Source organism: Caulobacter sp. 05L422, assembly GCF_056397765.1.
The window spans coordinates 1-13,766 of sequence record NZ_JBFTOB010000006.1 but is presented as its reverse complement, the minus strand read 5'-3'; the positions used below and the strand labels follow the sequence as shown (position 1 = coordinate 13,766).

11 protein-coding genes and 1 pseudogene are annotated in these 13,766 nt (G+C 65.8%); 3 read left to right on the top strand and 9 right to left on the bottom strand.

What is annotated here, in order from left to right; translation table 11 throughout:
* Positions 1-50: 50 nt before the first annotated feature.
* From AC1DMQ_RS07465 to AC1DMQ_RS07435, 7 genes are all read right to left on the bottom strand, one after another.
* Positions 51-3,059, bottom strand: a complete 3,009-nt coding sequence (locus AC1DMQ_RS07465; protein WP_477032921.1) for a TonB-dependent receptor plug domain-containing protein — start codon at positions 3,057-3,059, stop codon at positions 51-53.
* A 318-nt stretch (positions 3,060-3,377) separates the two neighbouring features.
* Positions 3,378-4,865 (bottom strand): Ppx/GppA phosphatase family protein, encoded by a 1,488-nt coding sequence (locus AC1DMQ_RS07460; RefSeq protein ID WP_477032920.1) that lies wholly within the window; start codon positions 4,863-4,865, stop codon positions 3,378-3,380.
* A 69-nt stretch (positions 4,866-4,934) separates the two neighbouring features.
* Entirely contained in the window at positions 4,935-5,375 is a 441-nt protein-coding gene (locus AC1DMQ_RS07455; protein WP_477032919.1) for a hypothetical protein, read from the bottom strand.
* An 8-nt stretch (positions 5,376-5,383) separates the two neighbouring features.
* The gene (locus tag AC1DMQ_RS07450; RefSeq protein WP_477032918.1) at positions 5,384-7,615 is read right to left on the bottom strand and encodes an RNA degradosome polyphosphate kinase; all 2,232 of its coding nucleotides are present in this window, start codon (positions 7,613-7,615) and stop codon (positions 5,384-5,386) included.
* Positions 7,616-7,876: 261 nt separating this feature from the next.
* Positions 7,877-8,578 carry a DnaA regulatory inactivator HdaA gene (gene hdaA, locus AC1DMQ_RS07445; RefSeq protein ID WP_477032917.1) on the bottom strand — a complete coding sequence of 234 codons (702 nt, stop codon included), beginning with the start codon at positions 8,576-8,578 and terminating at the stop codon, positions 7,877-7,879.
* Between the two features lie 121 nt (positions 8,579-8,699).
* Positions 8,700-9,317: an alpha-ketoglutarate-dependent dioxygenase AlkB family protein gene (locus AC1DMQ_RS07440; RefSeq protein WP_477032916.1), complete on the bottom strand. Its 618-nt coding sequence runs from the start codon at positions 9,315-9,317 to the stop codon at positions 8,700-8,702.
* Between the two features lies 1 nt (position 9,318).
* Positions 9,319-10,179, bottom strand: a complete 861-nt coding sequence (locus AC1DMQ_RS07435; protein WP_477032915.1) for a hypothetical protein — start codon at positions 10,177-10,179, stop codon at positions 9,319-9,321.
* Between the two features lie 117 nt (positions 10,180-10,296).
* On the opposite strand from AC1DMQ_RS07435, the gene AC1DMQ_RS07430 reads away from it, so the two are divergent.
* From AC1DMQ_RS07430 to AC1DMQ_RS07420, 3 genes are all read left to right on the top strand, one after another.
* A complete protein-coding gene (locus AC1DMQ_RS07430; RefSeq protein WP_477032914.1) occupies positions 10,297-11,013 on the top strand; it encodes an EcsC family protein in 717 nt (238 codons plus the stop codon).
* Positions 11,014-11,198: 185 nt separating this feature from the next.
* A complete protein-coding gene (locus tag AC1DMQ_RS07425; protein WP_477032913.1) occupies positions 11,199-11,666 on the top strand; it encodes an SRPBCC domain-containing protein in 468 nt (155 codons plus the stop codon).
* Between the two features lie 169 nt (positions 11,667-11,835).
* Positions 11,836-12,921, top strand: coding sequence for a PAS domain-containing protein (locus tag AC1DMQ_RS07420; protein WP_477032912.1), 1,086 nt, complete (start codon positions 11,836-11,838; stop codon positions 12,919-12,921).
* Positions 12,922-12,970: 49 nt separating this feature from the next.
* Here AC1DMQ_RS07420 and AC1DMQ_RS07415 read toward each other — a convergent pair whose 3' ends face one another.
* Together AC1DMQ_RS07415 and AC1DMQ_RS07410 are read right to left on the bottom strand one after the other, a co-directional pair.
* A complete protein-coding gene (locus AC1DMQ_RS07415) occupies positions 12,971-13,396 on the bottom strand; it encodes a response regulator (protein ID WP_477032911.1) in 426 nt (141 codons plus the stop codon).
* A gap of 210 nt (positions 13,397-13,606) precedes the next feature.
* A pseudogene (locus AC1DMQ_RS07410) lies at positions 13,607-13,695 on the bottom strand (hypothetical protein); the annotation flags it as partial.
* Positions 13,696-13,766: the final 71 nt, after the last annotated feature.

Below are 13,766 nucleotides of genomic sequence, written 5' to 3'. Positions count from 1 at the left end.
GGGCCGGCTCCTCTCGGAACCGGCCCCGTCTCTTCGTCTGGATGCGGCGCCTAGTAGGTGAAGCGCACGCCGACCTTGAAGGTCCGGCCGATCAGGCCGGGATAGTGGAAGGTCGTCAGGTAGTTCGGGGCGCTGGCATAGGCGCCCGGCGCGACCGGGGCCTCCTTGTCGAAGACGTTGCCGATGTTGCCGTAGACCTGAACCGCGTCCGTGATCTGGGCCGTGCCGTTCACATCGACGTTCACGAACTTCTTGATGTAGCAGAAGCGGTTGCCGATCTCCTGGTTCGCGGCGGACGTCCCCGGATAGTACTGATTGCCGGTGGCGCAGCTGACGTCGGCCCGCTGGTCCGCGGCGACCGACTTGATCTTGCCGACATAGTAGGCGGTGGCCGACAGGCTGTAGCGGCCCCACTCGACCGTGTTCTGCCAGTTGCCCCGCCAGTCCGGCGTACCGTTGCCCGAGGACAGTTGGTACGGGCCCAGCGTACCGGCGTACTTCTGCACGCCCGTGGCGGTGTGCAGGTCATATTTCAGCACGTGGGTGACTTCCAGGCGGCTGGTCAGCTTGGCGTCGTAGGGCAGGTCGGCCCTGGCCGTGGCCGAGAAGTCCACGCCCGAGGTCTTGGAGTAGTCGGCGTTGACGAACGGCGCGTTGATGATCAGCACGCGGGGCAGGGCCGTCGGGAACAGCGGGTCGATTCCGTCGACCAGGTTGCACGAATAGCCCGGGCCCACGGCCGCGACCGCGGCGCACGCGTCGGTGACATTGGTCTTGGTGTAGTAGGCGGTGCGCGCCGCGCCGAGCGCCGGACCGGCGACGATCAGGTCCGACTTCTTCACGTCGTAGTAGTCGACCGTCATGCTCAGCCACGGGGTGGGCTGAACGATCACGCCCGCCGTGAAGCTGCGCGAGGTTTCCGGCTTGAGGTCCGGATTGCCGACATAACCGCCGCCCAGCGAATAGGCCTGGGCGTACGGGTTGGTGTTGCCGCCCGCCACCGTGCCGCCGTGGGCGTTCTGGAAGGAGGTCGGCGGGGTGAAGGTCGAGAAGCCCGCGTACTGCGACCGGGCGCCGGATTCGGCGAAGGTCGGGGCGCGGAAGCCCTGGGAGTAGGTGCCGCGGAAGGCCAGTTGGCGCATCGGCGTGTACTTGACGCCGACCTTCGGGGAGAAGTGGCTGAAGCCTTCCGAATAGTGGTCGTACCGGCCCGAGGCGTTGATCTCGAGCTGGTCGAGCACCGGAGCCAGGATTTCGAAATATCCGGCCGAGACGGTGTGCTTGCCGAACGCCGAGGAGGTGGTCAGCGTATAGGTGTCCAGCTTGGCGTTCTGGTTGTTGTTGACCAGCTCTTCCTTGCGGATCTGGGCGCCGACGGCCAGCTGCATGTCGCCGCCGGGCAGGGTCCAGAGCTTCTTGGTGATCGAGGCGTCCAGCGAATACATCGTCGAGTGCGACGGCGTGGTCACGGTGGGCGAGATGAAGTTGCGGACCTGGGCGCTGTTGTTGCCCGGGTTCACGAAGTCGTAGCTGCCGGTGTTGATCGCGTTCAGCAGGTTGGCGATGTTCAGGAAGCCGAACTGCTCGATTTCCAGCTCGTCCTTGGCGCCGACGGCTTCGACGCGCCAGTTCCAGTCGCCGTCGATGCTGCCCTTCAGGCCGGCCGTGCCGCGGAAGACCTCGTTGGTGCGGTCGCTGCCGGCCGGGATGTCGCCGAACAGGTAGTAGATCCGCGCGGCGCCTTGCGACGGATTGCCGGCGAAGGCCGTGGCGTAGGGGTTGTTCGGGTTCAGGCGACGGCCGGCCGCGGCCGGGTCGGCGCAGTTGACGCCCGAGGTGCAGATCCAGACCGGCAGCACGATGCCGGGATTGGTCGAGGCCAGGCTCGCCGAACCGCCGAACGGCTGGGTGGCTCGCAGGGCGCGCGGCTGGTTCTTGATGCTGACCATGTCGTGCGAGAAGCTGCCCGTCAGGTAGCCCTCGACGTTCTCGTTGAACCGGAAGCTCAGGCGGCCATTGACCGAGTAGCGCTCCTGCTTCGGGGCGATCTGGTTGTAGAGATCGACCAGATTGTATTTGCAGCCCGTGCCGCGGGCGCCACCGCCGGTGACGGTGTAGGTCCCGGCCAGGCACGTGCCCAAACCTAGCGAGGAGTAGTTGCTGTACGGCTGGGTCGCCCCCGTGGAGTCGATATAGGTCCCGTCGGCGAATGGGATCACGCCGCCTGTCAGCGGGTTGTTCAGGTCGCTCTGGGTGGTGCGCACGACGACGGCCGTGGGGGTGGCGGTCGTCAGGGTGCTGTCGGCGGTGTTGTTGTCCAGGCCGCCGATCGAGGTCAGGTCCTGGTTGTTGTAGGGGAAGCCGCGGCTGTGGTTGGTGACCCGCCCGTCCTTCTGGTACTCGCCGTTGATATAGACGTTCCAGCCCTTCTCGGCGTAGTCGCCATAGCCCAGGGTTAGGTCGAACGCCTTGTGGCGCGCGTCGCGCTCCTGGCTCTGGCCGACTTCGGCGCTGCCGGAAACGCCTTCGAACTGCTGCCTGAGGATCAGGTTGACGACCCCGCCGATGGCGTCGGCGCCGTAGGTCGACGAGGCGCCGTCCTTCAGCACTTCGATGCGTTCGATCAGGCTGAACGGGATGCTGTTGAGGTCGACATAGGCGTTGTGGCCGTCGTCGTTGATCGGGAAGTTGGCCGAGCGCAGGCCGTCGATCAGGACCAGGGTCGAGGAGACGCCCAGGCCGCGCAGCGAAACGGCCGAACCGCCGGCGCTGAAGCCGCTCTGGAAGCCGGTGCCGATCGAACCGGCGCCGTCGGCCGAAACCGAGCGGATGGCGTCGGTGGCCGTGGTCAGGCCGGCGCGCTGCAGGTTCTCCGAGGTCATCACGGTGACCGGCGAGGGCGTCTCGGTGTCGGTGCGGCGGAACAGCGAGCCGGTGACGACAATCTCTTCGACCTGGGTGTCTTCGGGAGCCGGCGCGGCCTGGGGTGCGGTCTGGGCGATGGCCTGGCCAGCACCGAGGACGGCGAAGGCGGCGCCGCAAATCATCGTCGACGCCATGAGGCGCGCGCGCATGGGTTTAGTTTGCAAGGTGGTAACCCCCAATGTTTCAGGCGCCTTTTGACGGCGCTATGGCGGCCAGCGACTCAGGTTTTCTGAGTGCGGTTGCAGAAGGGCTACTGACGGATGGGACGTTCGGTCAACAATCATTGCATTACTGAAACGTAACGTTGTTTTTTAGACACATATCGGCACTTACCAACCCTCAACGTCAGGGCGTGGAATTGCTCGTTATTCGATATGTGCAATCGCGCGGGCGCAGAAATTTGGCGTTGCGACGCCAGGGCCGCAACCTCAGGGCGCACCCACCCTAAGATTTCACAGTGCTGTAATTTTGAGCTTCAAGCCTAAAATCGAGGCCAAGGCGCCCGCCCGCTTGGCGGTCTGCTCGCCCAGAAGCAGGTCGGCATAGCCCGGCTCGGCGGTCAGCAGCAGGTCGCCCTTGTCGATGGTCAGGCGCGATCGGGCCAGAAGCGGGGCGCTGCGGCCCGACAGGTCGCAGCCCAGGCGGATGGCCGCGCCCACGGCCCGGGCGCGCCGGAGGCGGGCGGGCGAGAGCAGGCGCTCCAGCACGTCGATCTCCGGAGGATCGAAGGCCGTGGCGTGGCGGGCGAAGGCGGCGGCGGCCAGGAAGGCGCGCTCGGGATGGGTCTGGCCGGCGATCGGGGCGCGCAGCACCTGCTCGAACACCAGGTCGGCGCGATGATCGGGGTGCAGGCGCGCGCCCAGGTCGGCCAGTCGGCAGGCGGCCGAGGCCAGGACGCCGTCGCGCTCGCCGAAACAGGGCGGCAGCTGGGCGAAGGCCGGGGCCAGCCAGGTGTCGAGCGCCGCGCCCAGCTCGTCGGCCACGCCTTGCCTGGCGCCCAGCGAGGCGCAGCCCTCGATCAACGGGTCCAGCCGCCGCACGCCGGGCGGCATGGCCTCGAACAGCAGGCCCTCGCGCACGCCGTAGGCCGAGATCTCGATGCGCTTGAAGTCCAGGCTCTCGATCAGCTGCTCCAACACCACGGCGGCGTAGGGCAGGGTTTCCGACCGCTTCTTGCTCATGCCCTCGATGCGCTCGAGCGAGCTTTTCGACTGGTGGGCGACCAGGCGGGCGGCGTCCAGGGCCTCGGCGCGGCTGATGCTGTACTGGTGGACCACGTGCAGCGGATAGCCGGTCAGGCGCATGTGCAGCAGGGCCAGGTTGCGCCAGGCGCCGCCGACCGCGTGGAAGACGTCGGTCTTGAAGGCCTCGGCCACGGGAGCCAGGCGCTGGGCGCACAGCCGCCGCACCTTCTCCAGGTCGAAGCCGTCCGACAGGCCCAGGCTGAACGGGCCCAGCGGCAGGGTGACGCCCAGCCCCGCGCCGGTGGCCTCCAGTCGGATCAGCTCCAGGCTGGCGCCGCCCAGGTCGCCGACCACGCCGGTGGCGTCGGGCGCGCCCGCCAGCACGCCCAGGGCCGCGTAGCGCGCCTCTTCCTCGCCCGACAGCACACGGGTGGGAAACCCGGTCTCGACCTGGATCTGGCGGACGAAGTCGGCGCCGTCCTTGGCTTCGCGCACGGCGGCGGTGGCGGCGATGAAGGTCTCGGCCGGCTTGACGGCCTCCAGCACGGCGCGGAAGCGCTTGAGCGCCGCCAGGGTCTGGGCCACGCCCTCGGGGTTCAGCTTGCCGCCGTCTCCCAGGTCACGACCGAGCCCCGCCAGGACCTTCTCGTTGAAGACAGTCCAGATGGCGCGGCCTTCCAGTCGGTACACCACGAGGCGGACCGAGTTGGAGCCGATATCGATAACGGCCGCGTCGCGCGGCGCCGCAAAAGGCATGGGGGTGGTTTAGCGCATTGGGCGGGGAGGGGAAGGCGGGACGGGTAAAAAGCTTTCAAGCTCCACAGGTCAACGCTTCAAGCCGACCAAAGGCGCCGGATCGTTGAGCGTTCGCCGGCAGGCGCGCAGCCGCCAGCCCGCCGGGCCCTTCTCGTAGTAGCAGGAGCCGAAGCTGACGGGATGGCCGTTCGCCCGGCGCCCGCCCTTGGTCATGGCGTAGGCGCCGTCGGGGCTGACCAGCAGGTGCTCGATCGGCTTGGGCCGGACCCGGCAATGGCCCCACGAGCGTCCGTGACCCATCACCTGCCAGCCCGGGCCGTAGATCACGCCCGACTTGAACAGCGCGCGTTCGTGGACCTTGGCCCAGGCCAGGTCGCCCGCGTCGCCGACATCGGTGTCGCCGGGAACGCCGGGCAGGGCGAAGATCGCGCAGATCTGCGCCTGCTCGGCCGGGCGCGGCCCGCAGGCGGTCAGGCCCAGCGCCGCGAGGACGACGAGGAAAGGCCGCACCCGCGCCTCTAGCCCCGCTTGCGCGGTCCGACGTGGTCGAACGCCTGCGGCAGGTCCTTCACCTTGTGGCCCCGGCCCGACAGGCTGGGATTGGTCATGAAGTACTCGTGGGCCGAGAAGGCGCCCTTGCGGTCCCAGGCCGGGTCGCGGGCGTAGTGGCCCTCGGGGTCCAGGTTCCAGCTCTGGGCCTCGTCGTTGAGGTTGGCGACCATGATCTGGTTCAGAACCTGCTGATGCACGGTGGGGTTCTCGACCGGGACCAGGGTCTCGACCCGGCGGTCCAGGTTGCGCGGCATCCAGTCGGCCGAGCTGATGAAGACCCGGGTCTGGGCGCTGGGCATCGGACCGCCGCAGGCGAAGGCCACCACGCGGGCGTGCTCCAGGAACCGTCCCACGATGCTCTTGACCCGGATGTTCTCCGACAGCCCCTTGATGCCCGGGCGCAGGCAGCAGATGCCGCGCACGACCAGGTCGATCTGCACGCCGTCCTGGCTGGCGCTGTAGAGGGCGTCGATGATCTGCGGGTCGACCACGGCGTTCATCTTGGCCCAGATCGCCGCCGGCTTGCCCTCGCGGGCGTTGCGGGCCTCGGCCGCGATCAGGGTCAGCAGGTCCGGCTTCAGCGTCTCGGGCGAGAAGCTGAGCTTCTCCAGCCCGTGCGGCTGGGCGTAGCCGGTGATGAAGTTGAACAGCTTGCCCGCGTCGCGCCCCATGGCCGGGTCGCAGGTGAACAGCGACAGGTCGGTGTAAACCCGGGCCGTCTGCGGGTGATAATTACCGGTGCCGAAGTGGCAGTAGGTGCGCAGGGCCTCGCCCTCGCGCCGCACCACCACCGACAGCTTGGCGTGGGTCTTCCAGTCGACGAAGCCGAACACCACGTGGACGCCGGCGCGCTCCAGGTCTCGAGCCCACTTCAGATTGTTTTCTTCGTCGAACCGCGCCTTGATCTCGATCAGGGCCGTGACGTTCTTGCCGTTGTCGGCCGCCTCGATCAGGGCCGCGACGATCGGGCTGTCCTTGGACGTCCGGTACAGGGTCTGCTTGATCGCCACCACGTTGGGATCGCGGGCCGCCTGGCGGATGAACTGCACCACCACGTCGAAGCTCTCGAACGGGTGGTGGACCAGGATGTCCTTCTCGCGGATCGCCGCGAAGCAGTCGCCGCCGTGGTCGCGCACGCGCTCGGGGAAGCGGGCGTTGTAGGGCTTGAACTTCAGGTCCGGACGGTCCGGCGGGATCAGCTCGGCCATCTGGGCCAGGCCCAGCTTGCCGTCGACCAGGATCACGTCCTCGGGCTGGGCGCGCAGGCCCTCGATGATGAAGTTGCGCAGGTCTTCCGGCATGGTGGTCTGGATCTTGACCCGAACCACGCGGCCCAGGCGACGCTTCTTCAGCCGCGCCTCGAACTCGCGCACCAGGTCCTCGGCCTCTTCCTCGATCTCCAGGTCGCTGTCGCGGATCAGGCGGAACAGGCCGCGGCCCTCGACTTCGTAGCCGGGGAACAGGTGGTCGAGGAACAGGATGATGAAGCTTTCCAGCGCCACGATCCGCCGCTCGCGCTTGCGCGTGCTCTTGGCCGGCGCCTGGCTCAGCTCCCAGAACCGCTGCACCTGGCTGGGCACCGGCACCAGGGCGTAGAGGTGCTTGTCGTCGGCGATCCGCCGCAGCTTCAGCGCCAGGCAGAAGCCCAGGTTCGGGATGAACGGGAACGGGTGGGCCGGATCGATCGCCAGGGGCGTCAGCACCGGGAACATCCGGGTCAGGAACAGCTCCTCGGCCCGCTCGCGGTCGGGGCCGACGATGTCCTTGGCGTCCAGCAGCTTGAGGCCCTCGCCCCACAGCTCGGCCCGCACGCCGCTCCAGATCCGCTGCTGCTCGGCCATCAGCTCGGCGGCCGAGGCGTTGATCCGCGCCAGCTGCTCGCCCGGCGTCAGCCCGTCCTGGCTGACCACCCGCACGCCCTCGCGCACCTGGCCCTTCAGGCCGGCCACGCGGACCATGTAGAATTCGTCGAGGTTGTTGGCCGAGATCGACAGGAACCGCAGCCGCTCCAGCAGCGGGTGGCGCGGATTGGCGCTCTCTTCCAGCACCCGCACATTGAAGGCCAGCCACGAGGTCTCGCGGTTGAAGAACCGCTCGGGCGAGCCCGCCAGCTCCTCGTCCAGCCGCAGGCCCGCCAGGTCCGGCGCGGCCGGCGAGGGCGCGGCGGGCAGGTCGAGGGCGGTGGCGGCGTCGGTCATGGAAAGCTCCGGTCTACCGGGTACAGAGTGACCGAGGGGAGTGACAGGAGCAAGACAAACGCCCCCGGACACTTCGGCGACGCAAGCTTTGCCTGAGAGAAGTTCCCAAAGGTTTGAGGCTCACCCACTTGCCCCCACCTGGCGACTTCGTCGCCTGTCGCGGCGAGGGGGCGGAGGACACGCGCCGGCGCCGAAGCACCTCTTCCCCCTATGGGGGAAGACGACCGCGAAGCGGTCCGTAGGGGGCAAGTGCTAGCCGCCTCAGTCCTCGTCGTCTTCCGGATCCCCGCCGAAATCCAGCACCGCCAAGGCCAGCGCCTTGTTCACCTCGCGCCCCTGCTCGATGGACGCCTCGTCCAGGGCCGCCACCGCCGCCAGGGCCGCCGGCGCCGACCGAGGCAACCGCGCCATCAGATAGGCATAGAGGTCCACCGCCGGGCGGATGCCCGCGGCCTCGAAGCCGCGCCGCAGCACCGCCTGCAGCACCACGTCGTCGGGCTCGTCGATCCGCGCCACGGTCAGGGCGTTGAGCCGCGAGCGCAGGTCGGGCACCGCCGCCTCCCAGGCCACGGGGGCCAGGCGGCCGGTCAGCAGCAGGCTGCCGCCGTCGACCCCGGCCATGTTGATCAGGTGGAACAGGGTCTCGTCGTCGACCAGGTCGCCTTCGGACCGGCGGTCGGCGTCCTCGACCAGCAGCGGTCGGCCGCGCAGCGAGGCCAGGTCGAGGGATGCATTACCTTTGGAAGCCGCCTCGATCGTCACGGCCCCGGTCCGCGCCGCCCAGTCGCGCGCCAAGTGCGTCTTGCCCGTGCCCGCCGGCCCGACCAGGGCCAGCCGTCCATCGGGCCAGGCCGGCCAGGCGTCCAGGCTCTCCAGCGCCTCCAGATTGGTCGGCGACGACGCGAACGACTCCCGGTCCCAACAGGGCGGAGCGGTCAGCGGCAGTCGGAACTGACGGGGCAAGGCGGCGTCCGGACGTGGTTACTCGGTATCCGGAGATATAGGCCGCGTCGCGGGGGAGGGCGAGGGCGCGGGGCGGCTTGGCTGGGGATGAGAGGCGGGGAGGTGTGGATGGGCGTATGAGCTATCCGACTATCCGGCGGAAAGTTAGATTCAGCCTTGGTCCACAAGGCTTCGACTCTTTCGCAATCCCGTGTTTCCAGTTTTTTTGCGTATCCCCCTTCATCACCAACAAGCTTCCAGATTCCAAAGTGATCTTGGTAGATCCAGAATGGTCATCATGCTTCGGCTTCATAGAAAAAACCCGAGTTGCCCCTAAGCTAAGAGACGCGATCGTGGGTCTAGCCCCCAACTCAGGTTCATCGTCGCTATGAAACCCCATACTGTCGTTGTTATTTCTGTAAAGATTGAGTAAAACACTGTTAAATGAAGATTTGGAAAATTCTTCTATTTGAGTTTTTATCGAAAGTAACGTTGGGGTCCAAGGCTCAGGACTTAATGATATTCCGGCATAAGAGTACCCCTTTCCGGCGTCGCCGTACCAAGCGATCAGGCGAGGCTGCAGGTGCCGCTTGCCCCAAACCGAGACATGCTCTTGCTTCCAAGTCGTCTCCTTCATAATTAAATGAAGCAGGAATTCGGGACTTCCAGCATTAAGAGGTAGATTTCGAAACATGAGGACCTCAGCCCCCTGAAGCGGCAAAGTTTCAAATTCCGCATCATTTGAAAATAAGTCGGCCATTTTACGGCTTCCGCATTATCCTGACGCTCAGAGTTGATTTCAATTTTGGATTATGTGAGAATTTCTTGCTATAAACATCAAGCTCGGATTTCTGCTCTTTGAAACTAGGGGTGTAGCTGGCATTGTCTGATCCCTGCAAAATCTCAAGGCCGGCAGCTGCAGATATTTTATCTATGTATTTATTGAAATCGTCATGCCCATTGTCTATGTACAGAAACAATGCCCCTGGCTTGGCATGCTGAAACAGCTGAAGCCAAAATTCTGTAACAGTATGATCTTTATCAAGCGACATAACTTCAGATACAAAATAGCTCATCGTGAATAAGTCGGCTTGAAGAAACTTCTTCTGTGATTGCCAGGATTCTGTATCTGTTACGTCCAGTGGTTGAAAGTTTGCATTCAACTTCACCTTTGTGTCGAGAGATTCATCTAGTTCAGTCCATGTGTCAGCCCACGCTTGCTCTCTGTCGAGCAAATAGCAGATGACCTTCTTGACTGGCTCTTCCCCGTGCTCGGAAAGATATTTAAGCGTCGCGATAATATCGCTCCCGGGTCCTCCGCCGATACACGAAATTCTGGCAGTCTCTGAGGAAAATATAGGGCCAAATTTATCCGAAAACTTATTCATCACCTGCACAATATAGTCCCCGTGCGCGGCAACATATTTATAAACATACGCAAATCGCGTGGCAGGGTCTTTATAATCCACCGGATTCCGATTTGTGTCGCAGAGATCTGTGTAACTTTTTGATAGATACTTAATTCTTTCAATTATAACTTCGTCCAGCTTATCTCCATATTCCGATTTACCTTCAGCATAGAGTTCATCCAGTGCTATTTTGACAAGCTCGAATATGGTCATTGTTCCCCCCGGGGATCTGCGATTTGCTCGCTTGTATGTCGCGTGGAGTTTGCAGAACCTTGAGGCTATGCACAACTGATGATCGAGTTCAGGGCTCCCGCGCTCAAAAATGATTTCATGACCACCTCTCAAGATCTCGCCGCCTGGCGCGCCCGCATCACCAAGCCCGCCGGGCCCCTCGGCAAGGCCTCGCGCGCCGTCCAGCGGAAGATCAACACGATCATTCCCGAGAAGGTCCACGCCGCGATCACCGCCGCCATGGAGGGCATGACCCGGGCGATACTGACCGGGGCGGACTTCGCCACGGCGTCTCCGCTCCAGAACGCCAGCCTGGAGCAGCGCGAGGCCAAGGTCGCCACCGCCATCCAGGGCTGGAAGACCGCCGCCGGGGCCGAGGGCGGGGTGGCCGGGGCGGGCGGGTTCCTGCTGGCGGCGGCCGACTTCCCGCTGCTGATGAGCTTCAAGCTGAAGCTGCTGTTCGAGATCGCCGCCCTCTACGGCCATGACGGGAGCGTGCTGAGCGAGCGGCTCTATATCCTGCACATCTTCGAGCTGGCCTTCTCGGACGTGGAGCATCGCATCAAGGTGCTGGAGGCCATGGACGACTGGGACACGCGCCCGCACCCCGCCGACCTGAAGGACTTCGACTGGCGCTCGTTCCAGCAGCAGTATCGCGACCACATCGACCTGGCCAAGCTGGCCCAGATGCTGCCCGTGGTCGGCGCGCCGGTCGGGGCCGTGGTCAACTGGCGGCTGACGGCGCACCTGGGGAAGACGGCGATGATGGCCTACCGGATGCGGTGGCGCGATGAAGGCCAGGGCGCCCTGACCTGAAACGCTCTCCCGGAGGGGAGAGGGAGGGGCCCGCGCCGAAGGCGTGGGAGGGTGAGGGGTGACGCCGTGTCCGGTTTCACGCCGAACGCCCTGCCGGCGCGCCGTCCGGCGTTTTACCCCCTCACCCTCCCAAGCTTCGCTTGGGTCCCTCCCTCTCCCCATGGGAGAGGGTATAAGGTTCGCCCATGCCCGCACCCACCACCCACGCCAGCCGCCTGATCCCCGCCGCGCCCGACGCCGTCTGGGACGCCCTGATGGACCCCAAGGTCCTGGTCCAATGGCTGCCGCCCGGCGACATGACCGGCCAGATGCACGCCTTCGACGGCCGGGTGGGCGGCGGGTTCGAGATGTCGCTCTACTATCCGGAGGGCGAGACCGAAGCCGTCGGCAAGACCGCCGAACGCGAGGACCGCACCCGCGTGCGCTTCGCGGCCATCAAGCCGGGCCGCCAAGTGGTCTGGGCGGTGCTGTTCGACACCGACGATCCGTCGCTGAAAGGCGAGATGACCATCACCGTGTCGCTGGAGCCCGCGCCGGGCGGCACGCGGGTGACCATGCTGTCGGAGAACCTGCCGCCCGGATTGAAGCCGGCCGACAATGCGGAAGGCTCGAAGGAAAGCCTGAAGAAGCTGGCGGCGTGGCTGGGGGAATAGGCGACGCTTTCGGGCGATGTCCCCAACAGCGTTATCGCCGATAACGTCGGGAACCTTATCGATCCAGCTCAGCTTTGTTGTGGCGTCCGAGAGCCTCATGCCCGAGATGTGTCGCCACGCAGGGGCAATGGGCGGTCTGAAAGGTGAGTTTTTGAAGCAGAGCGACACCATGGCGACCGCCAACCCGGCCGGCGCGGGCGAGGAAGTCATGCGCGCGCCGTGGCTGGATGCGCCGAGCGACGCCGAGGCTCTGAGCCAGAGCAGGGCCCAACTGCAGGTGCTCACCGACGCCATGCCGCAGATGGTGTGGTCGACGCGGGCCGACGGTTTCCACGACTATTACAACGCCCGTTGGTACGAGTTCACCGGCGTTCCCGACGGCTCGACCGACGGCGAAGGCTGGAACGGCATGTTCCACCCGGACGACCAAGATCGCGCCTGGGCGCGGTGGCGCCGCAGCCTGGAGACCGGCGAGCCCTACGAGATCGAGTATCGGCTGCGCCATCGGTCGGGCGAATACCGCTGGACGCTGGGCCGCGCCCTGCCGGTCTACGACGACAACGGCGCCATTTCGCGCTGGATCGGCACCTGCACCGACATCCACGACGCCAAGCAGGCCGCCGAACAGAACGAGCTGCTCAGCCGCGAACTCAGCCACCGGATCAAGAACATCTTCGCGGTCGTTTCCGGTCTGATCGGCCTGTCGAGCCGCCAGGATCCCTCGGTGCGGACCTTCGCCAAGGGCCTTCAGGAGCGGATCGCCGCCCTGGGTCGCGCCCACGAATTCGCTCGACCCCATAGCGAAGAGTCCCGGCCCGCCTTGGGCGGGTCGACGCTGAAGGGCCTGCTGAGCGAGATCTGCAGTCCCTATCCCGCCTTCACCGAGGGTCGCATCGCGATCAGCGGCGACGATGTCGATGTCGACGACCGGGGCGCGACCCCGATCGCCCTGGTATTCCACGAACTGGCGACCAACGCGGCCAAGTACGGCGCCTTGTTGACGGCCGACGGGCGGATCGAGATCGAGATCACGCGTCAGGACCCCGAAATCCGCATCGCCTGGCGCGAGAGCGGCGGGCCCGCCATCGACGGTCCGCCGGGCCGGATCGGCTTCGGCACGCGACTGGCCGAGATGAGCGTGGAGCAGCAGTTGGGCGGGGTGATCCAGCGCGACTGGAGCCGCGACGGGCTGCGCCTGGAGATCAAGGTGCTGATAAAGCGCCTCAGCCGCGACCTGGAGCATTTCCCGACCTGATTGCATCAGGTCGAGGCTCGAGCCGGTGTCCGCTTCGCCTGAAAAGGCTCTAGAGCGGGGTGGCGCCCTCGAGAAGGGTCAGGCCGACGGGAGGCGAGGGCAGGGGCGCGCCCTTGACGGCGCCCAGGGCATAGGCCGCTGCGGCCGCGACGACCTCTTCGTGGCAGGGCTTGTTCAACACGCCGATGAGGCCAGGCGCCGTGGCCGCCAGCGCCATGCGCGGATTGGCCGTCACGAACAGCACCGCGATGCCGTAATCGCGCGCCAGGCGCTCGGCGATCAGCGGGCCGGTCTGACCGTCGCGCAGGTGGATGTCGACCAGGGCCAAGTCAGGCTTCTCCGCAGCCAGACGCAGCGCCGCATCCAGGTCCGGCGCGATGCCCACCGATGTATAGCCACGCTCTTCCAGCGCCGCCTCGAGATCAGCGGCGACCAAGTATTCGTCTTCGACGATAAGGATTCTTGCCCGCGACATGGGGGGATGTACGGGCGACGCCGCAAACCGTTCCCGTCCTGCGGCGCTTTCCGGCGCTTTTGTCGGGTATGCGACGCAAAGAGCACAGGTGAGCGGGGGCCCGGCCTGCGTATACGCTCGGCGCTCAGCGATCAGAGTTCAGCAATTTCAACGCCCTGAACTTTCTCGACCCGAGTTTATCCTCACCCTCCAAACCACCCGTATCCTTGACCCACCTCGTCGCAGGGAAAGGGCGCATGGCCAGCGACCGATGCGGCGGCGGGGGGCGATCGAGCGGGACTGGGCTGGAGGGGGTTACTTCAGCGTGTCCGGGGAGCCTGGCGTTGCAGGCCCCGCCCGCCGTCGGCGTCGAACGGGGACAAAGCGCGTG

Excerpts from the sequence above, each read along its gene's own strand:
- AC1DMQ_RS07425 (WP_477032913.1), top strand. The coding sequence starts at position 11,199 with ATGCCCGCACCCACCACCCACGCCAGCCGCCTGATCCCCGCCGCGCCC.
- AC1DMQ_RS07465 (WP_477032921.1), bottom strand. The coding sequence starts at position 3,059 with ATGGCGTCGACGATGATTTGCGGCGCCGCCTTCGCCGTCCTCGGTGCT.
- AC1DMQ_RS07415 (WP_477032911.1), bottom strand. The coding sequence starts at position 13,396 with ATGTCGCGGGCAAGAATCCTTATCGTCGAAGACGAATACTTGGTCGCC.
- AC1DMQ_RS07440 (WP_477032916.1), bottom strand. The coding sequence starts at position 9,317 with ATGGCCGACTTATTTTCAAATGATGCGGAATTTGAAACTTTGCCGCTT.
- AC1DMQ_RS07420 (WP_477032912.1), top strand. The coding sequence starts at position 11,836 with ATGGCGACCGCCAACCCGGCCGGCGCGGGCGAGGAAGTCATGCGCGCG.
- AC1DMQ_RS07430 (WP_477032914.1), top strand. The coding sequence starts at position 10,297 with ATGACCACCTCTCAAGATCTCGCCGCCTGGCGCGCCCGCATCACCAAG.
- AC1DMQ_RS07450 (WP_477032918.1), bottom strand. The coding sequence starts at position 7,615 with ATGACCGACGCCGCCACCGCCCTCGACCTGCCCGCCGCGCCCTCGCCG.
- AC1DMQ_RS07460 (WP_477032920.1), bottom strand. The coding sequence starts at position 4,865 with ATGCCTTTTGCGGCGCCGCGCGACGCGGCCGTTATCGATATCGGCTCC.
- AC1DMQ_RS07435 (WP_477032915.1), bottom strand. The coding sequence starts at position 10,179 with ATGACCATATTCGAGCTTGTCAAAATAGCACTGGATGAACTCTATGCT.